The organism is Solwaraspora sp. WMMD406, assembly GCF_029626025.1.
Lineage (GTDB): Bacteria > Actinomycetota > Actinomycetes > Mycobacteriales > Micromonosporaceae > Micromonospora_E.
Genome location: NZ_JARUBF010000001.1, coordinates 6813272 through 6839733, shown reverse-complemented (window position 1 = coordinate 6839733; position 26462 = coordinate 6813272). Strand labels below are relative to the sequence as shown.

General features: G+C 71.4%; 23 protein-coding genes. 16 read left to right on the top strand and 7 right to left on the bottom strand.

Annotated features, from left to right (window positions below; translation table 11 throughout):
• Nucleotides 1-130: 130 nt before the first annotated feature.
• The 3 genes from lysS to O7632_RS30715 all read left to right on the top strand — a co-directional run bounded on the left by lysS (nucleotide 131) and on the right by O7632_RS30715 (nucleotide 5093).
• Nucleotides 131-1639, top strand: coding sequence for a lysine--tRNA ligase (lysS, locus tag O7632_RS30725; RefSeq protein ID WP_278119420.1), 1509 nt, complete (start codon nucleotides 131-133; stop codon nucleotides 1637-1639).
• Nucleotides 1640-1750: 111 nt separating this feature from the next.
• Entirely contained in the window at nucleotides 1751-2101 is a 351-nt protein-coding gene (locus tag O7632_RS30720) for an Lsr2 family protein (protein WP_278119418.1), read from the top strand.
• A gap of 460 nt (nucleotides 2102-2561) precedes the next feature.
• Nucleotides 2562-5093, top strand: coding sequence for an ATP-dependent Clp protease ATP-binding subunit (locus O7632_RS30715; protein WP_278119417.1), 2532 nt, complete (start codon nucleotides 2562-2564; stop codon nucleotides 5091-5093).
• A 152-nt stretch (nucleotides 5094-5245) separates the two neighbouring features.
• On the opposite strand, the gene O7632_RS30710 is transcribed toward O7632_RS30715, so the two are convergent.
• The gene (locus tag O7632_RS30710) at nucleotides 5246-6142 is read right to left on the bottom strand and encodes an A/G-specific adenine glycosylase (RefSeq protein ID WP_278119416.1); all 897 of its coding nucleotides are present in this window, start codon (nucleotides 6140-6142) and stop codon (nucleotides 5246-5248) included.
• 189 nt (nucleotides 6143-6331) lie between these two features.
• Between O7632_RS30710 and O7632_RS30705 the strand changes: the two genes are divergently transcribed.
• From O7632_RS30705 to O7632_RS30695, 3 genes are all read left to right on the top strand, one after another.
• Nucleotides 6332-6844: an ACT domain-containing protein gene (locus tag O7632_RS30705; RefSeq protein ID WP_278119413.1), complete on the top strand. Its 513-nt coding sequence runs from the start codon at nucleotides 6332-6334 to the stop codon at nucleotides 6842-6844.
• Nucleotides 6841-7401 (top strand): peptide deformylase, encoded by a 561-nt coding sequence (locus O7632_RS30700; RefSeq protein ID WP_278119411.1) that lies wholly within the window; start codon nucleotides 6841-6843, stop codon nucleotides 7399-7401. Before O7632_RS30705 ends, O7632_RS30700 begins: the two co-directional genes overlap by 4 nt.
• Before the next feature lie 68 nt (nucleotides 7402-7469).
• Nucleotides 7470-8258: a hypothetical protein gene (locus O7632_RS30695; protein WP_278119409.1), complete on the top strand. Its 789-nt coding sequence runs from the start codon at nucleotides 7470-7472 to the stop codon at nucleotides 8256-8258.
• Between the two features lie 19 nt (nucleotides 8259-8277).
• On the opposite strand, the gene disA is transcribed toward O7632_RS30695, so the two are convergent.
• The 4 genes from disA to O7632_RS30675 form a co-directional block, all read right to left on the bottom strand.
• Entirely contained in the window at nucleotides 8278-9465 is a 1188-nt protein-coding gene (gene disA / locus O7632_RS30690; protein WP_278119408.1) for a DNA integrity scanning diadenylate cyclase DisA, read from the bottom strand.
• A 111-nt stretch (nucleotides 9466-9576) separates the two neighbouring features.
• Entirely contained in the window at nucleotides 9577-11016 is a 1440-nt protein-coding gene (radA, locus tag O7632_RS30685) for a DNA repair protein RadA (protein WP_278119406.1), read from the bottom strand.
• 69 nt (nucleotides 11017-11085) lie between these two features.
• Complete coding sequence (locus O7632_RS30680) at nucleotides 11086-11760, bottom strand: hypothetical protein (protein ID WP_278119404.1); 675 nt, start codon at nucleotides 11758-11760, stop codon at nucleotides 11086-11088.
• A 272-nt stretch (nucleotides 11761-12032) separates the two neighbouring features.
• Nucleotides 12033-12872: a UbiA family prenyltransferase gene (locus tag O7632_RS30675; protein ID WP_278119402.1), complete on the bottom strand. Its 840-nt coding sequence runs from the start codon at nucleotides 12870-12872 to the stop codon at nucleotides 12033-12035.
• Between the two features lie 45 nt (nucleotides 12873-12917).
• On the opposite strand from O7632_RS30675, the gene O7632_RS30670 reads away from it, so the two are divergent.
• The 3 genes from O7632_RS30670 to O7632_RS30660 are packed head-to-tail and all read left to right on the top strand — an operon-like array spanning nucleotide 12918 to nucleotide 16091.
• Complete coding sequence (locus O7632_RS30670) at nucleotides 12918-13667, top strand: methyltransferase domain-containing protein (RefSeq protein ID WP_278119400.1); 750 nt, start codon at nucleotides 12918-12920, stop codon at nucleotides 13665-13667.
• Between the two features lie 49 nt (nucleotides 13668-13716).
• Entirely contained in the window at nucleotides 13717-14970 is a 1254-nt protein-coding gene (locus O7632_RS30665) for an acyl-CoA dehydrogenase family protein (protein ID WP_278119399.1), read from the top strand.
• Nucleotides 14971-14993: 23 nt separating this feature from the next.
• Nucleotides 14994-16091 (top strand): 3-oxoacyl-[acyl-carrier-protein] synthase III C-terminal domain-containing protein, encoded by a 1098-nt coding sequence (locus O7632_RS30660; RefSeq protein WP_278119397.1) that lies wholly within the window; start codon nucleotides 14994-14996, stop codon nucleotides 16089-16091.
• Nucleotides 16092-16160: 69 nt separating this feature from the next.
• Here O7632_RS30660 and O7632_RS30655 read toward each other — a convergent pair whose 3' ends face one another.
• The gene (locus O7632_RS30655; protein ID WP_278119395.1) at nucleotides 16161-16937 is read right to left on the bottom strand and encodes a hypothetical protein; all 777 of its coding nucleotides are present in this window, start codon (nucleotides 16935-16937) and stop codon (nucleotides 16161-16163) included.
• 326 nt (nucleotides 16938-17263) lie between these two features.
• On the opposite strand from O7632_RS30655, the gene O7632_RS30650 reads away from it, so the two are divergent.
• Genes O7632_RS30650 through O7632_RS30635 form a run of 4 tightly spaced genes read left to right on the top strand, consistent with a single transcriptional unit; the run spans nucleotide 17264 to nucleotide 20272 of the window.
• Nucleotides 17264-17749 carry a CarD family transcriptional regulator gene (locus O7632_RS30650; protein ID WP_123603804.1) on the top strand — a complete coding sequence of 162 codons (486 nt, stop codon included), beginning with the start codon at nucleotides 17264-17266 and terminating at the stop codon, nucleotides 17747-17749.
• Nucleotides 17750-17805: 56 nt separating this feature from the next.
• Nucleotides 17806-18618, top strand: coding sequence for a 2-C-methyl-D-erythritol 4-phosphate cytidylyltransferase (ispD, locus tag O7632_RS30645; protein ID WP_278119391.1), 813 nt, complete (start codon nucleotides 17806-17808; stop codon nucleotides 18616-18618).
• A gap of 22 nt (nucleotides 18619-18640) precedes the next feature.
• Nucleotides 18641-19126 carry a 2-C-methyl-D-erythritol 2,4-cyclodiphosphate synthase gene (gene ispF, locus O7632_RS30640; protein WP_278120532.1) on the top strand — a complete coding sequence of 162 codons (486 nt, stop codon included), beginning with the start codon at nucleotides 18641-18643 and terminating at the stop codon, nucleotides 19124-19126.
• A gap of 9 nt (nucleotides 19127-19135) precedes the next feature.
• On the top strand, nucleotides 19136-20272 hold the full coding sequence (locus tag O7632_RS30635) for a tetratricopeptide repeat protein (RefSeq protein ID WP_278119390.1): 1137 nt from the start codon (nucleotides 19136-19138) through the stop codon (nucleotides 20270-20272).
• Between the two features lie 36 nt (nucleotides 20273-20308).
• Here the strand turns inward: O7632_RS30635 and O7632_RS30630 are convergent, their stop codons facing one another.
• Entirely contained in the window at nucleotides 20309-21481 is a 1173-nt protein-coding gene (locus O7632_RS30630; RefSeq protein WP_278119389.1) for a homogentisate 1,2-dioxygenase domain-containing protein, read from the bottom strand.
• Between the two features lie 94 nt (nucleotides 21482-21575).
• Here O7632_RS30630 and O7632_RS30625 point away from each other — a divergent pair, with 94 nt between their 5' ends.
• The 3 genes from O7632_RS30625 to O7632_RS30615 are packed head-to-tail and all read left to right on the top strand — an operon-like array spanning nucleotide 21576 to nucleotide 26431.
• A complete protein-coding gene (locus O7632_RS30625; RefSeq protein ID WP_278119387.1) occupies nucleotides 21576-22433 on the top strand; it encodes a hypothetical protein in 858 nt (285 codons plus the stop codon).
• Nucleotides 22430-23635, top strand: a complete 1206-nt coding sequence (gene fahA, locus O7632_RS30620) for a fumarylacetoacetase (RefSeq protein WP_278119385.1) — start codon at nucleotides 22430-22432, stop codon at nucleotides 23633-23635. Before O7632_RS30625 ends, fahA begins: the two co-directional genes overlap by 4 nt.
• 51 nt (nucleotides 23636-23686) lie before the next feature.
• A complete protein-coding gene (locus tag O7632_RS30615; protein WP_278119383.1) occupies nucleotides 23687-26431 on the top strand; it encodes an ABC transporter permease in 2745 nt (914 codons plus the stop codon).
• The last annotated feature ends 31 nt before the right edge of the window (nucleotides 26432-26462 follow it).

Genomic DNA, 26462 nt, shown 5'->3' with positions numbered 1-26462 from the left:
CGCCACGACGACGGGGGCGAATCCGTCATCCGTACCGTCGCTGCTGTACCCGTATGTGCCCGTACCCGCTAGCTGCTGTACCCGTACCCGCCGTACCCCGCCCGTACCCCCAGTTTCGAGGATGCCAGCCGTGACCGAGCACGTCGCCGTACCCGACGATTCCGCCGAGGATTTGCCCGAACAGATGCGGGTCCGCCGGGAGAAGCGGGACCGGCTGCTGGCCCAAGGCGTCGAACCGTATCCGGTGGGCTATCCCCGGACCGCGACGCTGGCCGAGGTACGGCGGCGCTTCGGTGACCTGTCGACGGACACCGCCACCGGTGAGCAGGTGGCGGTCACCGGCCGGGTGATCTTCGTCCGGAACACCGGCAAGCTCTGTTTCGCGACGTTGCGGGAAGGCGACGGTACGGAGCTGCAGGTGATGCTCTCCGGTGACCGGGTGGGCGCCGAGGCGTTGGAAGACTGGAAGCGTCTGATCGACATCGGTGACCACGTGGGTGTCACCGGAGAGGTGATCACCAGCCGGCGTGGGGAGCTGTCCGTGCTGGCCGAGTCCTGGCGACCCACCGCCAAGGCGTTACGGCCGCTGCCGGTGGCCCACAAGCCGATGAGTGAGGAGGCCCGGGTCCGCCAGCGGTACGTCGATCTGATCGTCCGACCGGAGGCTCGCCGTACGGTGTGGACCCGGGCGACGGCGCTGCGCGCACTGCGGGAGTCCCTGCATCGCCGGGAGTTCGTCGAGGTCGAGACGCCGATGCTGCAGCTGCTGCACGGCGGCGCGGCGGCCCGGCCATTCGTCACGCACAGCAATGCGCTGGATGCTGATCTGTATCTCCGAATCGCTCCGGAGCTTTTCCTGAAGCGTTGCGTGGTGGGTGGCATCGATCGGGTCTTCGAGATCAACCGGAACTTCCGGAATGAAGGTGTCGACTCGTCACACTCGCCCGAGTTCGCGATGCTGGAGACTTACGAAGCGTACGGGGACTACGACACCATGGCGCGGCTGACCCGCGAACTGGTCCAGGAGTGTGCTTCCGCAATCGCCGGGTCACATGTCGTCACCCACGCTGACGGGTCGGAGTTCGACCTAGGCGGAGAGTGGCGGACCGTGACGCTGTACGGCGTGCTGTCGGAAGCTGTCGGTGAGGAAGTCACCGTACGCACCGACCGTGCGCAGTTGCTGCGTTACGCGGAGAAGCACGACGTCTCGGTCGACCCGAAGTGGGGGCCGGGCAAGCTGGCCGAGGAACTCTTCGAGGAATTGGTGGTTCCCCGGCTGCAGCAGCCCACCTTCGTCCGGGACTACCCGGTCGAGACCAGCCCGCTGACCCGCGAGCACCGGTCCGAGCCGGGACTGGCCGAGAAGTGGGACCTCTATGTCCGTGGCGTCGAACTGGCCACCGCCTACAGCGAGCTCGTCGATCCGGTGGTACAGCGGGATCGGCTGGTCGGTCAGGCGAGACTGGCCGCCGGTGGCGACCCCGAGGCGATGCGGCTGGACGAGGACTTCCTCCGGGCGATGGAGTACGGAATGCCGCCGGCCGGGGGCATGGGAATGGGAATCGACCGGTTGCTCATGGCCCTGACCGGCCTGGGTATTCGCGAAACCATCCTCTTCCCTCTGGTCCGGCCGGAGTAGTTCGCCGGGGAGATCTCCGGGTGACTTTGCGCGTCCTATTGACGGCTGGCGCATCTTTCGGGCTATTGTGCTCTTGATTGCGGGAGAACGTGCTCGGAAGGACAACGGCCTGTGGCCAAGCAGATCATTCACAAGCTGGTCGACGATCTGGACGGCGGTGACGCCGACGAGACCGTCAAGTTCGCCCTCGACGGCGTCCAGTTCGAGATCGACCTCTCAGCGAAGAACGCAGAGAAATTGCGGCACGTTTTCGCTCCGTACGTGGCCGCTGGCACCAAGATCGGCCGTGGCGGCGTCGTCGTGGGTGGCCGGGCCGCGCGGGGTCGGGGCGGTGCCGCCGCCGACCGCGAGCAGAACCGGGCAATCCGTGCCTGGGCGAAGAAGGAAGGCAAGGAGATCTCCGACCGCGGGCGTATCCCGCAGGAGATCGTGGACGAGTACCACGCCAAGGCCGGTCGTTGATCCGTTCAGCGGTTTCGGTCGTCCGGAGCTACGGCGCCGGCTCGTTCCGGATCGAGCGGTAGGCGATGCCGCCGGGCGGGGACGCGTTCGCGTCCCCGCCTGGCGCGGCATTTGGGTTAGATGTCCGGTCTGGTGCTTGGTGCACCCCGGATCCGGCGTGTCGCGACCCGGCTGCCTCGACCCGGCTGCCTCAGCCCGGCCTGGCCGTACGGCGGCCGGTGCCGACCAACCGGCCGGACCAGTGGTCGATTTCGCTCACCGCGTAGCGCCAGAGCCTCGGGGAACAGGCTCCGAGCCGGCACAGTTGGGTTAAACGTCGCGGATCGCACCTGCTCTGGCGCGACAGGGCACGAGCAGAGTCGGCTCGCGGCGATAGAGTGATGGCACGGGCGTCCACCTGGAAGCCCGTGCGCTGGCCCGCCAAGACCACTGGCGCACGGCACGTGAGGAGCACGAGGGCATGTTCGAGCGGTTCACCGACCGAGCACGGCGAGTTGTCGTCCTGGCTCAAGAAGAAGCCCGGATGCTCAACCACAACTACATCGGCACGGAGCACATCCTGCTCGGCCTCATCCACGAGGGTGAGGGCGTGGCGGCGAAGGCCCTGGAGAGTCTGGGCATCTCGCTGGAAGGTGTGCGTCAACAGGTCGAGGAAATCATCGGCCAGGGCCAGCAGGCGCCGAGCGGTCACATCCCGTTCACGCCGCGGGCGAAGAAGGTGCTGGAGCTGTCCCTGCGCGAGGCGCTGCAGCTCGGCCACAACTACATCGGCACCGAACACATCCTGCTCGGCCTGATCCGCGAGGGCGAGGGCGTCGCCGCCCAGGTGCTGGTCAAGCTCGGCGCCGACCTCAACCGGGTCCGTCAGCAGGTCATCCAGCTGCTCTCCGGCTACCAGGGCAAGGAGCCGGCGGCCGCCGGCGCGGCGACGGGCGAGGCCGCCCCGTCGACCAGCCTGGTGCTGGACCAGTTCGGCCGCAACCTGACCCAGGCGGCCCGCGAGGGCAAGCTCGACCCGGTCATCGGCCGGGAAAAGGAAATCGAGCGGGTCATGCAGGTGCTGTCCCGCCGTACCAAGAACAACCCGGTGCTGATCGGTGAGCCCGGCGTCGGCAAGACGGCCGTGGTGGAAGGCCTGTCCCAGAAGATCATCAAGGGCGAGGTGCCCGAGACCCTCAAGGACAAGCAGCTCTACACCCTCGACCTCGGCGCGCTGGTCGCTGGCTCCCGCTACCGGGGTGACTTCGAGGAGCGTCTCAAGAAGGTGCTGAAGGAGATTCGCACCCGGGGCGACATCATCCTGTTCATCGACGAGATCCACACCCTGGTCGGCGCGGGCGCGGCCGAGGGCGCGATCGACGCGGCGAGCATCCTCAAGCCGATGCTGGCCCGTGGCGAGCTGCAGACCATCGGCGCGACCACGCTCGACGAATACCGCAAGCACCTGGAAAAGGACGCCGCGCTGGAGCGCCGGTTCCAGCCGATCCAGGTCGGCGAGCCGTCGCTGGCCCACACCATCGAGATCCTCAAGGGCCTGCGGGACCGCTACGAGGCACACCACCGGGTGAGCATCACCGACGCCGCGCTGGTCGCCGCCGCCACCCTGGCCGACCGCTACATCTCCGACCGGTTCCTGCCGGACAAGGCGATCGACCTGATCGACGAGGCCGGTGCCCGGATGCGGATCCGTCGGATGACCGCTCCGCCAGACCTGCGCGACTTCGACGAGCGCATCGCCCAGGTACGCCGCGACAAGGAGTCCGCGATCGACGCGCAGGACTTCGAGCGGGCCGCCCAGCTGCGCGACAAGGAGAAGCAGCTGCTCGGGCAGAAGGCGCAGCGGGAGAAGGAGTGGAAGGCCGGCGACCTCGACGTGGTCAGCGAGGTCGACGACGAGCAGATCGCCGAGGTCCTCGGCAACTGGACCGGCATCCCGGTCTACAAGCTGACCGAGGAGGAGACCTCCCGGCTGCTGCGCATGGAAGACGAGCTGCACAAGCGGGTCGTCGGCCAGGAAGACGCGGTCAAGGCGGTCTCGAAGGCGATCCGGCGTACCCGGGCCGGCCTGAAGGACCCCAAGCGGCCGTCCGGCTCGTTCATCTTCGCCGGCCCGTCCGGTGTCGGTAAGACCGAGCTGTCCAAGGCGCTCGCCGAGTTCCTGTTCGGCAGCGAGGACGCCCTGATCCAACTTGACATGTCCGAGTTCCACGACCGGTACACGGTGTCCCGGCTGGTCGGTGCCCCGCCCGGGTACGTCGGCTACGACGAGGGCGGCCAGTTGACCGAGAAGGTCCGCCGTCGGCCGTTCTCGGTGGTGCTCTTCGACGAGATCGAGAAGGCCCACCCGGACGTGTTCAACACGCTGCTGCAGATTCTGGAGGACGGGCGGCTCACCGACGGTCAGGGTCGGATCGTCGACTTCAAGAACACCGTGATCATCCTGACCACCAACCTGGGCACCCGGGATGTGGCCAAGGCGGTGTCGTTGGGCTTCCAGGCGTCGGAGGACAGCGACTCCAACTACGACCGGATGAAGCAGAAGGTCAACGACGAGCTCAAGCAGCACTTCCGGCCGGAGTTCCTCAACCGGATCGACGACACCATCGTGTTCCACCAGCTCAACCGCACCGAGATCCTGTCGATCGTGGACATCATGATCTCCCGGATCGAGACGCAGTTGCGCAACAAGGACATGAGCATGGAGCTCACCGACAACGCCAAGAAGTACCTGGCGAAGAAGGGCTTCGACCCGGTGCTGGGCGCCCGGCCGCTGCGCCGGACCATCCAGCGCGACATCGAGGACAACCTGTCCGAGCGGATCCTGTTCAACGAGCTCAAGGCGGGTCAGATCGTGGTCGTCGACTGCGACGGCGACCCGGAGGACATCGACAAGTCCAAGCTGGTGTTCCGAGGCTCCGACCGACCGGTCACCGTGCCGGACGCGGTGCCCGCGGATCTCGGCGGCACGGCGGCGGCCGGCGCGGACGAGTAGCCACGACGCACGACCTGTTCGTGAGGCGTCGCCGGGTTCCGGCGGCGCCTCACGGCGTGTTCGGCAGCCCCGGCCCGGCGTGTTGGGCAGGCCTGACCCCGCCCGGCCCGGCGCGTTCGGCCGGCCCGAACGGGCTCGGGGCCGGCCAGCTGTCAGCCCTGACCGGCCAGCGCGTACCCGGTCGGCGGCGCGCCGTCCCGGCTGACCGGATCCACCAGACCGTCCTCGATCAGGCTCGCCAGCGCCCGGCTCCGTTGCCGGGCGTCCGGCCAGACCGAATCCAACCGTTGCTGCGGCACCGGACCGGTGGCCTCCCGCAGCACCGCCAACAACAGACCCCGTACCTGCCGGTCGGTTCCGGCGTACCGCTGAGGACGCCGGCTCGGCCCGACCTGGGCTGGCCGCCCCGCAGCCAGCCAGGCACAGCGGGCCGCCATCGGGCACACCGCGCACCGGGGCGTACGGGCCACGCAGACCACCGCCCCGAGTTCCATGAACGCGGCGCTGGCCCGCGCGGCCCGTGCCGGCTCGGCTGGCAGCAGGGCCTCGGTCGCCACCAGATCCGCCGGCCGGGTCGCCGGCCCGGCGTCGGCGGCGCCGTCGATCGCCCGGGCCACCAGCCGCCGTACGTTGGTGTCGACCACCGGATGCCGCTGCCCGTATGCGAAGGCGGCGACCGCCCGAGCCGTGTAGGTACCGACTCCGGGCAGCGCCAGCAACTCGTCCAGATCCGTCGGCACCGCGCCACCGTGGCGTCGCACCAGCGCCGTGGCGCATTCGTGCAGCCGTAGCGCCCGTCGCGGATAACCGAGCCGATCCCACATCCGGATGGCCTCGGCCGGGGCGTCGGCGGCCAACGCCGCCGGGGACGGCCACCGGTCCAGCCAGGCCCGCCAGGCCGGCAACACCCGGACCACCGGGGTCTGCTGCAGCATGACCTCACTGACCAGGATGGCCCAGGCACCGATCCCCGGCACCCGCCACGGCAGGTCACGAGCGTTGTGGTCGTACCACCGGATGGCTTCGTCGGCGAAGCTCACGTCACGCATAGCGGTGCTGATCCTGCCAGGCCGCGCGGTCCCGCCGGCAGCTACCCACCGGCGGCCCTGCCAGGCCGCGTAGCCGGGCCGCCAGACCGCGTAGTCGGGCCACCCCTGACCAGTCCGCGTCGTCCCGCGACGTGGGCACGCGGATCGGCCGCCGGCTGCCTCCGGGCACGGTTCGGGCAGACTGCGACCATGAACGAACTCGCCATCACCGTGATCGGGCGGGACCGCCCCGGAATCGTCGCGGACGTCGCGGAGGCGCTCGCCGGACTCGGGGCGAACCTCACCGACTCGACGATGACCCGGCTGCGGGGCCACTTCGCGATGACACTGGTCTGCGCCGGCCCGGCCGCCGACGAGGTGGAGACCGCGCTGCGTCCACTGACCGCCGACGGCCAGCTCCTGGCGACCGTACGGCCGGTGCCGGCGGACGGTCGGCTGTCACCGGCCGGCCAGCCGTACCTGGTCAGCGTGCACGGCGCCGACCGGCTCGGCATCGTCGCCGCGGTGACCCGGGTGGTGGCGCGGTCCGGCGGCAACGTGACCGACCTGACCACCCGGCTCACCGGCCCGCTCTACGTTCTCGTCGCCGAGGTCGAGCTGGCCGCCGACGTGGTCGACGAGGTACGCGGCCGGTTGGCCGAGGTGGCGCGGGGACTCGACGTCGAGGTGACCCTGCGTTCGGCCGACTCGGACGTGCTGTGAGCACCGTCAGCCGTACCGTTGCCGACTGGACCGAGTCCGAGCTCGGCGTACCCGGTCGGGTCGTCGCGGTGCTGACCGCCCCGGCGGCGGTGTTGGGCCAAGGCGGTGCCGACGTCGACCCGCGCGCCGCCGACGTCGTCCGACTCGCCGCCGATCTGGTCGCCACGATGCGCGTCTCGCCGGGCTGCGTCGGGCTGGCCGCACCCCAGGTCGGGGTGTCCGCGCGAGTGTTCGCGGTAGATGTGACCGGTCATCCGAAGACGGTCACCGGCCACGGCACGTTCGTGCTGTGCAACGCCCGGCTGGTCGAGGCGACCCGGTGGCGACCCGGCCGCGAAGGGTGCATGTCGGTGCCGGACCTCACCGGTGACGTCAAGCGCGCCAGCCGGGTGGTGGTCGAAGGGGCGCTGCCCGGCAGCGGCGAGGCGATCCGCCTGGTCACCGACGGTTTCGAGGCGCGGGCGGTACAACACGAGATCGACCACTGTGCCGGTCTGCTGTTCCTCGACCGGGTGGCCGGCGCGCACGCCGTCTACCAGCGCAAGACGTACCTGTGATGCACTCGTCGGTCCACTCGGCGCGTCGCGGCCGGCGGTCCCGGCGTTTGCCGATACGGTGAGCCATCATGCGACTGACGGTTGGCCCCTTGCCACCCGCCATCTACTGGCGGCGGCGGGCCGTCGTGCTCGGCGCCCTGCTGCTTCTGCTCTTCGTCGTGGTGTACTCCTGCGTCGGCTCCGGTCAGTCCGGAGGGGACGGCCGGGCCAGCCCTGATCCGTCAGCCAGTGGCAACGGGCCGACGCTCACGCCGCAGACCGGCGGGCCGTCGCCGACCGTGGAAGGCGAGACCACCACCGGCGACGACGGTACGTCCGGTGGTGAGCCCGCCGATGGCGGTGTCGGCGATCCGGGCGCACCGGACGGCGGGGACGGCACCGGAACCGCCACCGGCGGTGGACAGCCGCCCGCCGGTGGCGTGGCACCACCGCCCGCCGAGGGTGCGCCGGCTGGCGGCACGGGGTCCTGCACCGACGACGAGATCGTGCTGACTCCGGCGGCGTCGCAGACCACCGCCCAGCTCGGCGTCACCCTGACCTTCCGGTTGCGGGTGCAGAACGGGTCCAGCCGTACCTGCGACCGCGATGTCGGGGCCGATCCGCAGGAGCTCTACCTGAAGCGGGGCGCGGAGCTGATCTGGTCCTCGGACACCTGTGGCGCGGCCCGTGGCACCGACGTCCAGACGTTCGGGCCGGGTACGGTCCGCGAATATCAGGTGGCCTGGAACGGCCGGGCGGCCAGCGAGTGCGCCAACGACGTCGCCGCTGGCGAGTTCCCGGCCGCCGGTCAGTACCAGCTCTTCGCCCGGCTCGGTGCGAAGGTCAGCGAGCCGGTCGTGATCACTCTGACGAGCTGATCCGGCACCGACGAGCTGATCAGACGTATCGTTCCAGGATCGATGCCTCGGCCAGCCGGGAGAGCCCTTCCCGTACGCTGCGGGCCCGGGCATCGCCGACCCCGTCGACGGCCTGCAGGTCCTCGACCGTGGCCCCGAGGAGCCGTTGCAAGCTGCCGAAATGGTTGACCAGCCGGTCCACCACCGGCACCGGCAACCGGGGCACCTTGGCCAGCAGCCGGAACCCGCGCGGGCTGACCGCCGCGTCCAGTGCTTCGGTGGATCCGGCGTATCCGACGGCCTTGGCGACCGCCACCAGGTCGATCAACTCGGTCGCGGTCAGCAGGTCCAGCTCGACCAGCGCTTCGTCGAGGGTCCGGGCCTTGCGGCTGGTCGGCAGGTAGTCCCGGATGACCAGGGTCCGGTCGGCGTCCACGCCGGCCATCAGCTCGTCGAGCTGCAGGGCGAGCAGCCGGCCGTCGGTGCCGAGTTCGACGACGTAACCGGCGATCTCGTCGGCGATCCGCCGAACCATCTCCAGCCGCTGTACCACCGCGACCGCGTCGCGGACGGTGACCAGGTCCTCGATCTCCAGCGCGGACAGGGTGCCGGAGACCTCGTCGAGTCGAAGCTTGTAGCGCTCCAGGGTGGCCAGCGCCTGGTTGGCCCGGGACAGGATGGCCGCCGAGTCGTCCAAGACGTGCCGTTGGCCGTTGACGTAGAGGCTGATGATCCGCATCGACTGGCTGACCGAGATCACCGGGTAGCCGGTCTGCCGGGCGACCCGTTCGGCCGTACGGTGCCGGGTGCCCGACTCCTCGGTGGGGATCGCCGGGTCGGGCATCAGATGTACGGCGGCCCGCACGATCCGGGTGCCGTCGCTGGACAGCACCACCGCTCCATCCATCTTGCACAGCTCGCGGACCCGGGTGGAGGAGAATTCGACGTCGAGCGGGAAGCCACCGGTGCACAGCGACTCGACCTGCTTGTCGTAGCCGAGCACGATCAACGCGCCGGTACGGCCGCGCAGGATGCGTTCCAGCCCGTCGCGCAGCGCGGTACCAGGGGCCATCAGCGCCAGGTTCGCCCGCAGCGGGTCCCCGGTCGCGGTCGGGCTGGTCAGGGCGGTGGTGCCGGCACTGATGGTGCGCGGCGGCGCGCCGACAGCACCGGCTCTGGCGGGAGAGCTGGTGCTGGCGGCCTTGTTCGCATCGCGGTCGATCGCCACGGGCAACAGTCTACGGACCGCCATGCGGTGGGTGCTCTCGCGGTTACTCACGTCCGGATCGCCGGCCGGCCGCGGGGTCGGCCGCCGGTCCGGCCGCCGGTCCGGGCGACGTCACTCGGCCGACGTCCGGGCGGCCCACTGCAGGGCGGCCCGCACGTCACCGACCTCGGTGACGCGCATGTTCGTGGGCAGCGGATCGGAGGTTCCGCTGGCCGCGCCCGGCGGCACCAGGGCGTAGCGGAAGCCCAGCCGGGCCGCCTCCGCCAGCCGTCTGGGTACCGCGCCGACCCGGCGGACCTCGCCGGTCAGCCCGACCTCGCCGATCGCCACCAGGTCGGGAGCGATCGCCAGGTTGAGCCCGCCGGACGCGACCGCCAGCGCCACCGCCAGGTCGGCGGCGGGTTCGACGACGCGGATGCCGCCGACGGTGGCGGCGAACACCTCCCGGTCGTGCAGCGTCAGCCGCTCGGTACGCCGTTGCAGCACCGCCAGCACCATGGCCAGCCGGGCGCTGTCGAGTCCGGACACGGTCCGGCGGGGGGAGCCGGCGACGGTGGCGCCGATGAGCGCCTGTACTTCGGTCACCAGGGCCCGGCGGCCCTCCATCGCCACGGTCGCACAGGTGCCGGGAACCGGTTCGGTGTAGCGGGTGAGGAACAACCCGGACGGGTCGGGCAGGCTGCTGATCCCGCCCTCGTGCATTTCGAAGCAGCCGACCTCGTCCGCCGCGCCGAACCGGTTCTTCATGCCCCGGACCATCCGCAACGACGAGTGCTTGTCGCCCTCGAAGTGCAGCACCACGTCGACCAGGTGTTCCAGCACCCGTGGGCCGGCGACCTGACCGTCCTTGGTGACGTGACCGACCAGGACGGTGGCGATGCCGCGTTCCTTGGCGGCCGCGACCAGCGCCGCGGTGACCGCGCGGACCTGGGTGACTCCGCCGGGGATGCCGTCGGAGCCGGGCATCGAGATGGTCTGCACCGAGTCGAGCACCAGCAGACCCGGGCGTACGGCGTCGAGGTGGCCCAGGACCGCGCCCAGATCGCTCTCGGCGGCCAGGTAGAGCCGTTCGTGCAGGGCGCCGATGCGTTCGGCCCTTAGCCGTACCTGGCTGGTGGATTCCTCACCGCTGACGACCAGCGACGGGCTGCCCGCGCCGGCCGCCCACTGTTGGGCGACGTCGAGGAGCAGGGTCGACTTGCCGACTCCGGGTTCGCCGGCGAGCAGTACCACCGCGCCGGGGACCAGACCGCCGCCGAGCACCCGGTCCAGTTCGCTGACACCGGTGGGTCGGGCCTTGGCCGGGGCGGCGCTGATGGTCGCGATCGGTCGGGCCGGTTCGGCCGGCAGCCGGGTGCTCACCACCCGGCCGGACACGACCGGTCCGCTGACGACCGATTCGATCACCGAGCCCCATTCGCCGCACTCCGGGCATCGGCCGACCCATTTGGGGGGCTGGTGCCCGCAGGCGTCGCACTCGTACGCGGGGCGTGGCTCACGCGCCGCCGGCCGGCTGCGAGCCGGTGAACGGGGAATCGATCGGGAGGTCACCTCAGCACGGTAGCCGAGTGCACCGACGAACCGTCCACGTCGTCGCCGGTCCCGACGGAGGCCTGCGGGCTAGTGCTCCTCGTCTTCGTGTTCGCCCGGCTCACGCGGAGCCGGCGAGAGCGGCACGGTGACCGGTGCCGGCACCACCAGCGCCGGGCTGCCGTCGCTGAATTCGAAGGCGAGGTTCACCATGTAGCCGGCGGCCACCCGCTCCGACAACCCGGTGACCCGCAGCAGTTCGTCGCTGTCCGCCGTGTACAGCGCCCACCCGTTGGCCGGCAGTTCGATGATGGCTTCCCGGCCGCTGTCCTGCTCCGGCGCCTCGGTCGGCTCGGGGCTGGCGGGGTCCGGGGTCTCGTCCGGGTCGGGGCTCGGCTCGGCGTCGTCGGAGCCACCCAGCACCACGGACTCGGCGCTCACCAGCGTTTCGGGTTCGTCGCCGGTGGCCGGCACGGCGCTCACCCGGATCGCGATCGGTTCGGCGGTGTTGTTGTAGATGGCCACCTCGACCGGTGCCGAGCCGCCTTCCGGGTAGCCCTCGGTGCCGGAATACGGCAGCGAGAGGTTGCGCAGCGACACCGCGCCGTTCGGTGAGTCGATATTGACCCCGTTGATCGACGCCGACTTGAGCGCGGTCTCGGCGATCTGGCCGGTGCCGCAGCCGCTGAGCAGCAGGACGCCGGCCGCCGCAGCGCCGGTGATCAGCACCGCGAATCGGCGGTGTCCCCTGGTCGAGGGCGTCACGTCGGTCCTCCTCGTAGCGATCGCGCCGCGCACCGGCGCTGGGCGCGGTGGCGACACCCCGCGCGAGCCGGCTCCAGGGTAGTTGGCGGTGATCGGCTGGCTGCGCCGGACCCGACAATCCGTGATCCCGGTCAACCGACGAGGTCGGTCCTGGTCAGCCGACGGTGCCGGGTCCTGGTCAGCCGACGGTGCCGGGTCCTGGTCAGCCGACGGTGCCGGGTCCGGTCAGCCGACGATGCCGGGTCCTGGTCAGCCGACGAGGTCGGGTCCGGTCAGCCGACCCGACCGCTGGAGACCAGCAGCACCACGTCGATCACCGCGACCAGCAGCACCGCCCGGAAGATGGCGACCGGGCGACCGCCGGAGCGGGTCGCGCGGCGGGCGGCGTACCAGCCGGTGGGGAGCACGACGGCGGTCGCCGCGACCGCCGCCAGCCCGGCCCACGACGGCGGGCCGGGCGGACCGAAGACCAGCACCACGGTCGCCGTGAAGAGCAGCGCCGCGGCGGCCAGCCGGGATCCGGCCGCGCCGAGCCGGTGCGGCAGACCCCGCACCCCGGTCCGCGCGTCGTCGGCCAGATCCGGCAGTACGTTGGCGAAGTGCGCGCCGGCACCGAGCAGGGCACCGGCGCCGACCAGCCACGCCGGCGGCACCGGATGGCCGGGCAGGGCCAGCACGATGAACGCCGGCAGCGCCCCGAACGACACCGCGTACGGCACGACGGAGACCGGGGTGGACTTCAACGGCCAGTTGTAGAGCAACGCGGATACCAGAGCGGTGGTGATGCACAGCGTCGCCCACCCACCGGTCGGGGCGGCGATCAGCGGCGTGGCCAGAGCGGCGACCAGGCCGGCCACTCCGACGGCGCGGCGGCTCACCGTACCGGCCGGAATGGGTTTGTCGTCGCGGCCGGTGACCTGGTCGCGGCCGGCGTCCAGCCAGTCGTTGGTCCAGCCGACGGCGAGCTGGGTGGCGGCCACGGTCACGCTGACGACGACGACGCCGGGCAGCCGGTGGCCGACCCCCCAGGCGAGCAGGGCCGTCGCCACGGTCACCGCGACCGCCGGTTCGGGGTGGCTTGCTCGAAGGAGCCCGGACACGGCGCGCGACATACCGGAAGTCTGGCTGTTACCGGCTGGTCGTGCCACGCTCGATGGATGTCCGATCCCGCGCGTCGCCCGCCCAACGACCCACGGCAGTACGACGACCTGGCCGACCAGTGGTGGCGGCCGGGGGGTGCCTTCGAGATGCTGCACTGGATCGCCGAGGCGCGGGCGCGGTTGATCCCTCCGGCGTCGCGTCCGGACGCGGTGCTGGTCGACGTCGGATGCGGTGCCGGGTTGCTCGCGCCGCACCTGCGGGGCAAGGGATACCGGCACGTCGGAGTGGACCTCACCGCCTCGGCGTTGCGGCAGGCGGGGGAACGCGACGTGTGTCCGGTGCGGGCGGACGCGATGGCGTTGCCATTGTCCACCGGGATCGCCGACGTGGTCTCCGCCGGTGAACTGTTGGAGCACGTACCGGATCTGGCCGGTGCGGTCGGTGAGGCGTGCCGGGTGCTGCGCCCGGGGGGACTACTGGTGCTGGACACTCTCAACGCCACCCTGGTCAGCCGGTTGATCGCCGTCGAGCTGGGGGAGCGGCTGCCGGTCGCACCACGCGGGATCCACGACCCGGCGTTGTTCGTCCGGCCGCGCCGGCTGATCGCCGAGTGCGCCCGGCATGGCGTACGGCTGCGGGTGCGTGGTGTGCGTCCGACCGTGTCGGCGTTGGCGCGGTGGATGCTCGCCCGCGTGCCGCTGCCGCGATCCGTCTCGGACCAGGCACTCTGGAAGGTCCGGCGACGGATCGTGCCGACCTGGTCCACCGCGGTGCTCTATCAGGGTAGGGGGATCAAGACGGGGTAGGGGCCCGGAGGCGGTGTGCCATTCGGAGGCGACGACGAAAGGGGCGGCGATGGTGTCGGACGCGGTGGCGGTGGGAGACATCGGGTCGGTGGGTGACGTCGAACCGGTGGCGAGCCCGGCGGCGGGCGGTACGGACGGTAGGGACGCACTCGCGGCGGCCCGGCGGCTGGTGCCCCGGCTGGCGGCCCGCGCGGGTGAGCACGACCGGGCGGGCACCTTCCCGGCGGCGGATTTCGCCGATCTTCGCCAGGCGGGGTTGTTCGGGTTGATGGTGCCGTCCCGGCTGGGTGGGCACGGTGCCGGCTTCGCCGACTACGCCCAGGTGGCGTACGAGCTGGCCCGGGGCAGCGGGGCCACCGCGCTGGTGTTCAACATGCACGCGTCGGTGACCGGTGCGCTCGGCGCGGTCGACGAGGACCTGGCCGAGTCGCTCGGTCTGCCGGACGAGGCGCTCGCCGCCCGGGACCGGTTGCTCGCGGCGGCGGCGCGCGGCGCCTGGTACGCGGTGGCGATGAGCGAACGGGGTGCGGGTTCCCGGTTGTCAAAGCTGGCGACCGTCTATCGGCCGGTGGACGGTGGTTACCGGATCACCGGGGCCAAGGCGTTCTGTTCCGGTGCCGGGCACGCCGACGGCTACCTGGTCGCGGCGCGGCACGCCGAGGATCCGGCGGTCGTTTCGCAGTTCCTGGTTCCGGCGGACAGCCCGGGTCTGCGGGTCGAGCCGACCTGGGACTCGCTCGGCATGCGGGCGACCTCCTCGCACGACCTGCACCTGGACGTGACGGTCGCCCCGGACGCCCTGCTGGGCGGGATGGAGGGGCTGGCCCTGGTGGTCGCCCAGTTGATGCCGCACTGGATGGTGGCCAGCTACGCGGCGGTCTACGCCGGGGTGGCGCGGGCGGCGGTGGACGCGGCGGTGACCCACCTCGACGAGCGCGGGTTGGCCGGGTTGCCGGCGGTGCGGGCGCGGATCGGTCGGGCGGACGCGGCAGCGGCGTCGGCGTTGCTGGCCGTGCGGGAAGCGGCTCGTCGGGTCGACGCGGCTCCGGGTGATCCGGAGACCAACCAGTGGGTGTGGCGGGCCAAGCTGGTGGCGGGCGGTACGGCGGCCGAGGTGGCCGCGTCGATGCTGGAGGCGGCGGGTACGTCGGCGACCCGGCGGGGGCATCCGCTGGAGCGGTTGTACCGGGACGCGCGCTGCGGTGCGCTGCACCCGCCGACCTCGGACGTCTGCGCCGACTGGCTGGGTGTGGCCACGCTGGGCGGCGACCCGGACCGGGACGGATCGGCTCCCCGGTGGTAGGCCCCACGGTGGGCAGCCGCCCGGTGGGAGGCCCGGACCAGGGCGGATCCCGGGTCGGCCGGGCGCGGATCGCGGGTCTCGGGGTGGCGTTGCCGCCGTCGGCCCGGCAGGACGAGTTGTGGCGGGACTTCTTCGCCGACCGCTACGCGGGAAGCACCCAGGCGCTCGCGGAGCGGATCTTCGCCAATTCCGGGGTACGGACTCGGCAGGCGGCGGTCAGTCCGTTACTGGAGGACGTCGCGGACTGGCCCACCGAACGCCGGATGCGGCGGTATCTGGTGGAGGCGCTGCCGCTGGGTAAGGAGGCGGTCGGGCGGGCGTTGACTCAGGCCGGGGTGCCGGCCCGGGACATCGGCCTGTTCGTGGTCTGTTCCTGCACCGGCTACGCGACGCCGGGTCTGGACATCCTGTTGGCCCGTGATCTCGGCATGGCGCCGGACGCCCAGCGGTTGTTCGTCGGTCACATGGGCTGCTACGCCGCGTTGCCGGGGCTGGGCGCGGCGGCGGATTTCGTCACCGCGCGCGACCGTCCGGCGCTGCTGCTCTGCGCCGAGCTGACCAGCCTGCACATCCAGCCGCCGGCCCGCCGGGTGGACACTCAGCAGATCGTGGCGCACGCGCTGTTCTCGGACGCGGCGGCCGCCGTCGTACTCGTGCCGGCGGCCGACGTCCCGGCGGCCGACGGATACCTGGTCCGGGAGATCGCCGCGGTCACGGACACCGCGACGGCCGATCACATGACCTGGGAGGTGACCGATCTCGGCTTCCGGATGGGCCTGTCGCCCCGGGTGCCGCAGGTGCTGTCGGTGCACGTCCGGCGGTTGGTCGACGAGTTGCTGGCCCGGCATGGTCTGAGCGTGGCGCAGGTCGACGGCTGGGCGGTGCATCCGGGTGGGCCGCGCATCCTCAACGTCGTACAGCGGGAGTTGGGGTTGGCCGACGCGGCGATGGCCGCTTCCCGGGCGACGTTGGCCGAGTACGGCAACTGTTCGTCGCCGACGGTCCTGCTGATCGTGGATCGGTTGCGGCGGTCGACGCCCGCGCCACGGGTGATCGTGATGTTGGCGTTCGGTCCCGGGCTGACACTCTACGCCGGCCTGTTGTCGGCCACCGGCGGGTAGCCGGCGGTGGGCCGGCGCGGTCGGACCGGCGCGGTCGGACCGACGTGGGCGGACCGACGTGGGCGGCCGTCAGGGTCCGACGAGCAGGGCCAGGTCGGTCCGGTACGTCTCGATCGAGCGGGCCTGCGGGACCAGCCGTACGACGTCGCCGGAGTCGGTGACGAGCAATACGGTCGCGGTGTCGTCGACCGCCTCGACGTCGACGAAGCCGCGCAGCTCGCCGGCCGGATCGGCGAGCAGGTGGGTGTTTGCCGGGTCGGCGACCGGGGCGGGGAGGGTGGCCGGGCTGGCCGCGCCGCTGGTGACCGCGACGACCGAGACCCCGGCCGGGGTGGTGGCGGCGGTGGCGGCGATCTGGTCGACGCAGTCGCAGGTCTCCACCAGCATGATCACTGCTGGCAGCAGGGACCGGATCGGTACCGAGGTGCCGGTTTGATCGATCAGGTCGAGGGCTGGCAGCGGTCGGCTGGGGAGCCGGACCGGCGCCGGTGGGGTGGCCGTCGGGGTCGGCCGGGGCCGGTCGGACCAGGCGACGGTGAACAGGCTCACCATCGCGGCGAGGACGGCGACCAGCATGATGATCAGCGGCAGTCGGAGCGCGGCCCGGTCCTGGCGGCGGTGCGCCGTGCCACGGCCGGTGTCGTGGGGATCGATGCCGAACCGGCGGTGCCAGGTGTCGCGGCGTCGGGTGCGGCGGAGCTCACGGCGGACCAGTTCGGCCTCGGCGGCCAGCGCGGCGGGGTCGTCGGGGACGATGACCGGCCCCCACTCCGGTGGGATCTCCGGTAGGTCGTCGGGCGCCCCGGCACCGTCCGACCACCCATCGCCGTTGCTTGTCGTCGCCACAGCACCCCCAGCCGGTCGCCCACAAGGTCGATCGGGGTCCAGTTACCAGGGTCTCGCACCGGGGGTTCTCGCGCCAGTGCCGGCAGTGGATCGGTGCGGAGGATATGCTCGATGTGCCGAAACACGCCTCGTCCGGCATGCCCAACTGGTTAGCTAGCTGCTGATCTTCTAGTTACTCAGTGTGTCGGTTTTCCTCGGGTGGTGGCCTGTCAAGCCCGAGCAAGACCTTTCACAGCCCCTCTGACCTGCGCTTACGGCAAAGACTGCGGCGGGACATCGGTGCCTGAGCGTGTTACCCTAGACACAGCGAAAGGGGCTTCGAACCTATGGTTTTCAGTGTCGGCGAGACCGTTGTTTACCCCCACCACGGGGCCGCACTCATCGAGGCAATCGAGACTCGGGTCATCAAGGGCGAGGAAAAGCAGTACCTCGTCCTGCGGGTTGCGCAGGGTGACCTCACGGTGCGAGTGCCCGCCGAGAACGCCGAGATAGTCGGCGTGCGTGAAGTGGTAGGCGAAGAAGGCCTGGGCAAGGTCTTCGACGTCCTGCGCGCCCCGCACACCGAGGAGCCGACCAACTGGTCGCGGCGTTACAAGGCCAACCTCGAGAAGCTGGCTTCCGGAAACCCGCTCAAGGTCGCCGAGGTCGTTCGTGACCTCTGGCGTCGGGAGCGGGAGCGGGGGCTGTCCGCAGGTGAGAAGCGCATGCTCGCCAAGGCCCGGGACATCTTGGTCGGCGAGGTGGCGCTCGCGGAAAAGAGCACCAAGGACGAGGCGGAGACCTTGCTCGACAAGGTGCTTACCGACGCGTAGGCACCTCTCCACCCGTCACCGATCGCCTGTTGTCAACAAAAGCCGAGGACCGCGACGTGACCGCGCATCTCCAGCCGCGCGGTGACGTCGCGGTCCTCGTTCCGGCGGCGGGAGCCGGCGTACGGCTGGGTCCGGGCACGCCGAAGGCGCTGCGCCTGCTCGCCGGTACGCCGATGCTGGTCCACGCGGTCCGTCGACTGGCCGCCGCCGAGTCCGTCGGGGTGATCGTGGTCGCCGCCCCGGCGGCCGAGGTCGACCTGGTGCGGGAGCTGCTCGCCCCGGTCGTCGCCGAACGAGCCGCCGCCGGCAACGCGCCCGGCGGGCCAGCCGATGCCGCCGACCCACCGACGCTGATCGTCGTTCCTGGCGGGGCGCACCGGCAGGAGTCCGTCGCCGCCGCGCTGGCCGCCGTACCGGCGGGTCCTCAGATCGTCCTGGTGCACGACGCGGCCCGCGCGCTCACCCCACCCACCCTCGTCGACTCGGTGGCGGCGGCGGTACGCGCCGGGGCACCGGCGGTGATCCCGGTGCTGCCGGTCGTCGACACCATCAAGTCCGTCGACACCATCAAGTCCGTCGATACCACCACGTCCGTGGACGCTGCCGAGACCGTCGTCGCCACCGTCGACCGGTCGACGCTGCGCGCGGTGCAGACCCCGCAGGGTTTCCGCCGGGACGTGTTGGTGGCCGCGCACGCGGAGGCGGCCGACGCGCACACCGACGACGCCGGTCTGGTGGAGCGGCTCGGCGTACCGGTGCGGTGCGTGCCCGGCTCGGAACGGGCGCTGAAGATCACCCGCCCGTTCGATCTGGTGATCGCCGAGCACCTGCTCGCCACCGAGCCGGCGCACCGTACGCTCCTTGCGTGATCGTCCTGCGGGCCACGCTTCCATGATCGTCCCCCGGGTCGGTGTCGGCACCGACGTGCATGCCTTCGCTCCCGGCCGGCCCTGCTGGGTCGCCGGGCTGCTCTGGCCCGACGAGACCGGGCTGGCCGGGCACTCCGACGGTGACGTGGCGGCGCACGCCGCCTGCGACGCCCTCTTCTCGGCGGCCGGACTCGGCGACCTCGGATCCAACTTCGGGGTGGCCGAGCCACGGTGGGCCGGGGCGGCCGGGGTCGACCTGCTCGCGGAAGCGGCCCGCCGGGTGGTGGCGGCCGGCTTCGTCATCGGCAACGTCTCGATCCAGGTGATCGGCGTACGGCCGAAGATCGGTCCACGCCGGGCCGAAGCGCAGCGGGTACTCGGCGCGGCCGCCGGCGCCCCGGTGACCGTGGCCGGCACCACCACCGACGGGTTGGGCCTGACCGGTCGGGGCGAAGGGCTCGCCGGCCTCGCTGTGGCCATGGTCTATCCACGTGCGGTGGCCGGATAGGCTCGACCCGTGTCGAGCGAGACGTCCCCCGAGCCGCCCACCGACGCCGACGGCTACCTGCAGCGGGCCGGGCTGCTGGCCGATCTGGGCCGCTACGACGAAGCCGCCGCCGAGATCGGGTTCGCGGTGGCGCTCGACCCGGACGGCGTCGCGGCCCGGATCATGCTGGCCCGGGTGCATCTCGCCGCCGACCGTCCGGAGCAGGCCCTCGCCGCGATCGACTCGTCGACCGCCGGGGTGAGCGTCAACCCGTGGTCGGCGGAGGCCGCCGCGACCGACGCGTCGCCGGCTGAGGGTTCGCCGCCGGCCGCCGGGCTGCAGCCGGCGGACCGGATCGCGGTCCAGGTGGTACGCGGTCTGGCGCTGATCGATCTGCGGCGGTACGCCGAGGCCGCTCAACTCGCCACCGACCTGCTGGCGACGTACCCGGACGACGCGTACGCCCAGCGCAGCGGTGCGGCGATCCTGGCCGGCTCCCGCAACGGGCAGCCGGCGCTGAACGCGGCCTGGCGCGGGGTGGAGCTGGCCCCGCAGGACGCCCAGGCGCACCTGGTGCTGGGCCTGGTCGGGGCCCGGCTGGAGCTGTTCGACCTGGCACACCGGGCGTACGAGGAAGCGCTGCGGCTGGACCCGCTGATCGGTGAGGCGCAGTTCGACGTCGGCGTGATTCACCTGGAGCGTCGCCGGTACGCGGCGGAGCTGGCCCTGCTCGCCGAGCGGGCCACGGTGATGGCCCCACCTCCGCCGCCCCCGCCGAGGCAGCAGGAGCCCCGGACGGTCGAGGAGGAGCTGCGGCGGCTGGTGCTGATCAGTGCCGGCTACAGCATGATCGCGGCGTTGACGGTGGCCTGCCTGGCCGGCAGTGCCGCCTCGCGCGGCTGGGCGGTGGTCAGCGCTCTCGGTGGGGTCGTTCTGATCATGGTCCTGGCCCGGCGGGTGCCGGGCCGGCTGACCGAACTGCTGCCACAGCTGGTGGACCGCCGGCTGGCGACCAGCGTGTACGCGGCGGGTGCCGCGCCGCTGCTGTTGTTCTGTTACGCGGCGATCGCGACGCCGTGGCTGCTGGTGGCGGCGATCGGCGCGGCGGCGGTGGCCCAGTTCCTGGTGTTGCGCCAGGTCACCACCCGGCCGCCGGACCAGGCTTAGGCTGACCGGTCAGCGGGCGGCGGACGGGATTCGCGCTCAGTGGGCGGCGTTGCCGGCCCAGGTCCAGGCGTACCCGCTGTCTTCGCAGGCCAGCGCGGCGTCGCAGAGGTCCAGGGGGCGGAAGGTGTCGACCATGACGGCCAGTTCGTCGAAGTGTTCGGCACCGAGGGAGCGTTCGACGGCACCGGGTTGCGGGCCGTGGGTGAAGCCGGCCGGGTGCAGCGAGATGGAACCCTGTTCGATGCCGGAGCCACGCCGGGCCTCGTAGTTGCCGCCGGTGTAGAACAGCATTTCGTCGGAGTCGACGTTGTGGTGGTTGTACGGCACCGGGATGGCCTGCGGGTGGTAGTCGACCTTGCGCGGCACGAACGAGCAGATGACGAAGTTGGGGCCGGCGAAGGTCTGGTGCACCGGCGGCGGCTGGTGCAACCGGCCGGTGATCGGCTCGAAGTCGTGGATGCTGAACGCCCACGGGTAGAGGTGGCCGTCCCAGCCGACCACGTCGAACGGGTGGTGGGCGTACACGTGGCGGGTCCAGCCCTGCCGGTGCCGGACGTAGACGTCGACGTCGGTGCCGTCGACCAGTAGTGGCTGTCCCGGTCCCCGGATGTCGCGTTCGCAGTACGGCGCGTGTTCCAGGAACTGCCCGCGTACCGAGAGGTAGCGCTTGGGCGGTCCGATGTGGCCGGTTGCTTCGACGGTGAGCAGCCGTAGCGGTACGTCGTCGACCGGCACGATCCGGTGCACCACCGAGGTCGGGATGATCACGTAGTCGCCGGAGGTGACGCCGAGGACGCCGAAGCTGGATTCGATCCGGGCCGCGCCGGATTCGACGTACAGGCACTCGTCGCCGGTGGCGTTGCGGTAGAGCGGGGACGGCTGGTCGGCGACGACGTACGAGATCCGGACGTCGTCGTTGGCGAGCAGCGGTTGGCGGCCGAGGACGGCGTCGGTGTGTCCGCTGTCGAGCTTGTGGGTACGCAGGTGCCGTGGTTTCAGCGGGCGGTTGGGCAGCCGGGTGGTCGCCGGTGGGTCGTAGGGCTCGGCGGCGACGATCGCGGTCGGCAGGTGCCGGTGGTAGAGCAGGGACGAGTCGGACGAGAAGCCTTCCTGGCCCATCAGCTCCTCGGCGTACAGGCTGCCGTCGGGTTGCCGGAACTGGGTGTGGCGCTTGCGGGGGATCTCGCCAACGCTGCGGTAATAGGGCATCATTACCCTCCGTATCTCCCCGCTGACCGGGCGAAAGCGTCCGATAGTCGGACGCTGTTGTCCGTTAATCGTAGAATCCACTAGGTTCAAAGGCGTGTCAATGCACGTACCCAGGATCTTCGCCGGCCTCGTCGACGACGCCGCCGTCTTCCCGCCGGGCAGCGCCGAGCTGCCCGACGCGGTCGTCGCGCACCGCGACCACCGGGCCGCCTGGTACGCCGACCTGGTCGGCCCGTTCCTGCTGCCGGCGTCGGCCGTCGACCGGATCGGCGGCCTGACCGCACCGGACGAAAGCCTCGACATCGGGCTGATCGGCGACACCGGCATCGGCGCGCTACCGGCCGCCGTCGCCGCCCTCGACCCCGGCCGCGTCCGGGTCCGCCAGGTCGAGGTCGCCGTCGCCAAACGCGGCGAAGACCCGCAACCCGGCCTGCGCGCGCTACTCACCGCCCTCGCCGGCTGGCCCAAGATCAGCGGGTACGCCGAGGTGCCGCTCACCTGGGGGCTGCTCGCCGCCCTGGACGCCCTCGCCGAGGCGCGGGCCGGCGGTGTCGACGTCGCCGCCAAGTTCCGCACCGGCGGGCTGGCCGCCGAACTGTTTCCCACCCCGGTCGAGCTGGCCGCCGTCATCTGCGCCTGCCGCGACCGCGCCCTGCCGTTCAAACTGACCGCCGGCCTGCACCACGCCATCCGCGACACCGACCCGGAGACCGGCTTCACCCACCATGGCTTCCTCAACGTGCTCGCCGGCACCATCGCCGCCGCCGAAGGCGGCGAAGTGGCCGAGGTCGCCGAACTGCTCGCCACCACCGACGCCGCCCGGCTGATCGAACCGGCCCGGACCCGTGGCAGCGCCGACCGGCCGCTGTGGGTAGGTTTCGGATCGTGCAGCATCCCGGATCCGCTCACCGACCTGGTCCGGCTGGGCCTGATCAACGGAGGCTTCGCATGACGACCTGCTGGGTGCCCGGGGCCGACGGCTCACCGTACGGGGTGCAGACCCTGCCGTACGGTGCGTTCCGCCGTGGCGGGGGCGAGCAGCGGCTCGGCGTACGCGTCGGGGATCTGGTGCTCGACCTGCGCGGCGCGGAGGAAGCCGACGAGATCCTGGCCGGCGGCGCGTTGTGCGCGCCGACGCTCGACGCCTTTCTGGCGATGGGGCGGGCGCAGTGGACGACCACCCGGCGGCGGATCGTCGAACTGCTCACCGAGCCCGAACACCAGGCCCGGATCGCACCGCTGCTGATCCCACTGTCCGAGGTGGATTTGGCGCTGCCGTTCACGGTCGGCGACTACGTCGACTTTTACTCCTCCGAGCAGCACGCCAGCAACGTCGGGCAGATCTTCCGCCCCGGCCAGCCGCTGCTCACCCCCAACTGGCGGCACCTGCCGATCGGCTACCACGGCCGGGCCGGCACGGTCGTCGTCTCCGGTACGCCGATCGTCCGCCCGTACGGGCAGCGGCGCAGCTCCGACGGCCCGGTCTTCGGCCCGTCACGCCGGCTCGACATCGAAGCCGAGGTCGGGTTCGTCGTCGGCGTGCCGACCGAGCTCGGCGAACGGGTGCCGACCGGCCGCTTCGCCGACCATGTGTTCGGGGTGACCCTGGTGAACGACTGGTCGGCCCGTGACATCCAGGCCTGGGAATACCAGCCGCTCGGCCCGTTCCTGGGCAAGTCGTTCGCCACCTCGGTCAGCCCGTGGATCGTGCCGCTGGAAGCCCTCGACCACGCCTGGGTGCCGGCTCCCGTGCAGGATCCGCCGGTCCTGGACTATCTGCGCGAGGACGACCGGCGCGGTCTCGACCTGGCGATCGTCGTCGAGTGGAACGGCACCCGGGTCAGCGAGCCGCCGTTCGCCGGCATGTACTGGACGCCGGCCCAGCAGTTGGCGCACCTCACTGTCAACGGCGCGTCGCTGCGCACCGGCGACCTCTACGCTTCCGGCACCGTCTCCGGGGTCCGGCGTGACCAGGTCGGCTCGTTCCTGGAGCTGAGCTGGGGCGGCACCGAGCCGATCAAACTGGACGACGGCTCCGAGCGCACCTTCCTCGAAGACGGCGACACGGTCACCATCACCGCCACCGCGCCCGGCCCCGACGGCTCGACGATCGGCTTCGGCGACGTCACCGGCACCGTCACCCCCGCTGCCTGACCCGGCCGGGAGTGACTACAGTGAACCGATGACCGGTGGGATTCCGTAGCGATGACGCGGATCGTGTGGTCGCAGATCATCCGCCGGTGGACCCGGTCGATCGCCCTGCTGGTCGGGATCTTCGTCGCGGTCACCAGTTTCACGGTGCTGACCGGGACGGCTGAGACGGCACGCCTCAGTGTCATCGGAACGGTGCAGGCCAACGCCCGCACCGCGTACGACATCCTGGTCCGACCGGCGGATTCGATCACCGAGCAGGAAGCGACGACCGGGATCGTTCGGCCCAACTTCCTCACTGAGGCACCCGGCGGCATCAGCCTGGAACAGGTCTCCGCGATTCGGGACATCTCCGGGGTGGAAGTGGCGGCACCGATCGCTCTCGTCGGCATGGTCGTTCCGCAGCTGCGGATCCCGGTCGACCTGTCCGACGTCGTGCCAGACGGGCAACGGTCCGCGTACCGGCTCACCGTCAACTGGCGGACGGATCGTGGCCTGAGCACCATCGGACCGGACACGGCGTACGCCTACTTCACTCCCAACCCGGTCGAGCATCGAGACGTCGTCGAGGTCTCCGACCGCAACCCCACCGGAAGCTTCCTCGACGAGGTGACCCCGTCCGGCGACCGCGTCAACATCTGCGGCAAGTCGATCAGCATCCAGGCAGGGGAGTCCACCGAGTCCTCGCTCAGCGAGAACGTGCAGTGCTACTCCCTGACCGAGGACAGCCGCGAGTACGCGGCCGATCGCGCGTTCCTGCTCGACTGGCGTGTCCCGTACGTCTTGGCCGCTGTGGATCCGGCGGCCGAAGCCGAGTTGGTCGGCTTGGACGAGGCGATTGTGTCCGGGGACTACCTCCCGGCCACGTCGGCCGAGGCAGCCGCGGGCGGCGGCGACGTGTCGGCGCGCACGATCCCGGTGATCGCGGCGAGTGACAGCTACGTCGACCAGCAAGCGATCGTCGAGGTCGAGCGGCTGCCACGCGATGTCGCGGAACAGTTCGTCGATGCTAAGGAGAGCATCGCCGCACCGGACAGCTTCGCCGCCGCCGCGCCCGGTGTCAGCGTCACGTCCATCGGGGTCGACGGCCGGGACGCGAGCGATTTCCTGCTCCGGGACCTCGGGCACGCGTTCGGTAACGCGGTGGACGGCTACTGGACGGCCGGACCAGTCGAGTGGGACACCGGGCCCGACGGTGCGACCGTCCCGCGAGATCAACAGGTCGCGGGCGACGTGTGGCGGGGGGCGTTCGGCGGCCGTATCGCCAGCGCGCCGGTCGCCGCCGACGATCGGGGCTTCCGCGACCTGCGCCTGCATCGCCTCGCCGTCGGTCGGGCCGTGACCCATCCGAAGCTCGCCCTGTCCGGCCGATTCGACCCGGAGCTGATCGAGACCTTCTCTGCCCTGTCCGAGGTGCCGCTCGGTGCCTACCAGTCGCCCGGATTGCCCGGAGCCGACGACCAGTCCAAGGATCTGTTGGGCGGACAGCCGCTGCTGCCGTCGGGCAACCCGGCCGGTTATGTGCAGCAACCGCCGCTGTTGCTGACGACCCTGGACGCGGTCGAGTCCTTCTACGGGGCCTTCGACCGGTCGTCGGGGACGAGACCGGTGGCCGCCGTCCGGGTCCGGGTCGCCGGCGTGACGGGCGTCGACGACGTGTCCCGGGAGCGGGTCCGGGTCGCGGCGGAGCGCATCGCCGAGACGACCGGCCTGCACGTCGACATCACCGTCGGCTCGTCGCCGACCGAGCGGACCGTGGCGCTACCGGCCGGTGACTTCGGCCGGCCCGATCTCGTACTCACGGAATGGTGGTCGAAGAAGGGCGTCGGCACCGTGATCAGCGAGGCGGTGGAGCGCAAGTCGCTGATCCTGTTCGTGCTGGTCCTGGCGGTCTGTGCGGTGTTCGTCGGCAACTCCTCGGCGGCGGCGGTACGAGCCCGGCGTACCGAACTCGGCGTGCTCGCCTGCCTGGGTTGGCAGCGGCGGTCGTTGTTCGCCGTGGTCCTGGGTGAACTGATGGTGATCGGGCTGGCCGCCGGTGTCCTGGGTGCCGTCGGAGCGTGGCTGACCGCCGGTTCGCTCGGCATCGACGTGTCGTGGTCGCGGGCCGTGTCGGCTGTGCCGGCGGCGATCCTGGTGTCCCTGTCCGCCGGTCTGATCCCGGCGATACAGGCCTCGCGGGCCGATTCCATAGCGGCGGTGCGGCCGCCGGTCGTCGCTGGTCGCCGCGCCAGGTTGTTCCTCGGCCTCACCGGTCTCGCGGTGGTCAACCTTTGGCGGACCCCGGGGCGTACGGCGTTGGGCGGCGCGGCGCTGGGAGTCGCGGTGACGGCGCTGACTCTGCTGGTCGCCATCACCTGGGCGTTCCAGGGAGTCCTGGTCGGCAGCCTGCTCGGTGACGCGGTGGCCGTACAGGTGCGGGGTTCCGATCTGGCCGCTGTGGCGGCGATGCTGGTCCTCGCGACGGTCGCCGTCGCCGACGTGGTCTTTCTCAACGTCCGGGAGCGCGCGTCGGAGTTCGCCGCGCTGCAAGCGACCGGCTGGACCCACGGCGCGATTTCCCGACTGGTCCTCACCGAGGGCGTGGTGCTCGGCCTGATCGGGGCCGTTCCCGGAGCCATCGTCGGACTCGGACTCGCGGTGCTGCTCGCCGGTGGCTCGGGCACCGGCCTGGTCCAGCTGCTGCCGGTGGCCGCGTTCGTAGCCGCTGTCGGTGTCCTCGCCGCCGCTGTAGCGACGATCCCGCCGATCCAGTCGCTACGCCGCCGCCCGATCACGCACCTGTTGGTGGAGGAGTAGCCCGTGGCTGACGAAACCGAAGCCGGCCGGC

Coding starts and splice junctions, on each gene's coding strand:
- O7632_RS30715 (WP_278119417.1), top strand. CDS start 2,562: ATGTTCGAGCGGTTCACCGACCGAGCACGGCGAGTTGTCGTCCTGGCT.
- O7632_RS30710 (WP_278119416.1), bottom strand. CDS start 6,142: ATGCGTGACGTGAGCTTCGCCGACGAAGCCATCCGGTGGTACGACCAC.
- O7632_RS30705 (WP_278119413.1), top strand. CDS start 6,332: ATGAACGAACTCGCCATCACCGTGATCGGGCGGGACCGCCCCGGAATC.
- O7632_RS30695 (WP_278119409.1), top strand. CDS start 7,470: ATGCGACTGACGGTTGGCCCCTTGCCACCCGCCATCTACTGGCGGCGG.
- O7632_RS30675 (WP_278119402.1), bottom strand. CDS start 12,872: ATGTCGCGCGCCGTGTCCGGGCTCCTTCGAGCAAGCCACCCCGAACCG.
- O7632_RS30670 (WP_278119400.1), top strand. CDS start 12,918: ATGTCCGATCCCGCGCGTCGCCCGCCCAACGACCCACGGCAGTACGAC.
- O7632_RS30665 (WP_278119399.1), top strand. CDS start 13,717: ATGGTGTCGGACGCGGTGGCGGTGGGAGACATCGGGTCGGTGGGTGAC.
- O7632_RS30650 (WP_123603804.1), top strand. CDS start 17,264: ATGGTTTTCAGTGTCGGCGAGACCGTTGTTTACCCCCACCACGGGGCC.
- ispF (WP_278120532.1), top strand. CDS start 18,641: ATGATCGTCCCCCGGGTCGGTGTCGGCACCGACGTGCATGCCTTCGCT.
- O7632_RS30630 (WP_278119389.1), bottom strand. CDS start 21,481: ATGCCCTATTACCGCAGCGTTGGCGAGATCCCCCGCAAGCGCCACACC.
- fahA (WP_278119385.1), top strand. CDS start 22,430: ATGACGACCTGCTGGGTGCCCGGGGCCGACGGCTCACCGTACGGGGTG.
- O7632_RS30615 (WP_278119383.1), top strand. CDS start 23,687: ATGACGCGGATCGTGTGGTCGCAGATCATCCGCCGGTGGACCCGGTCG.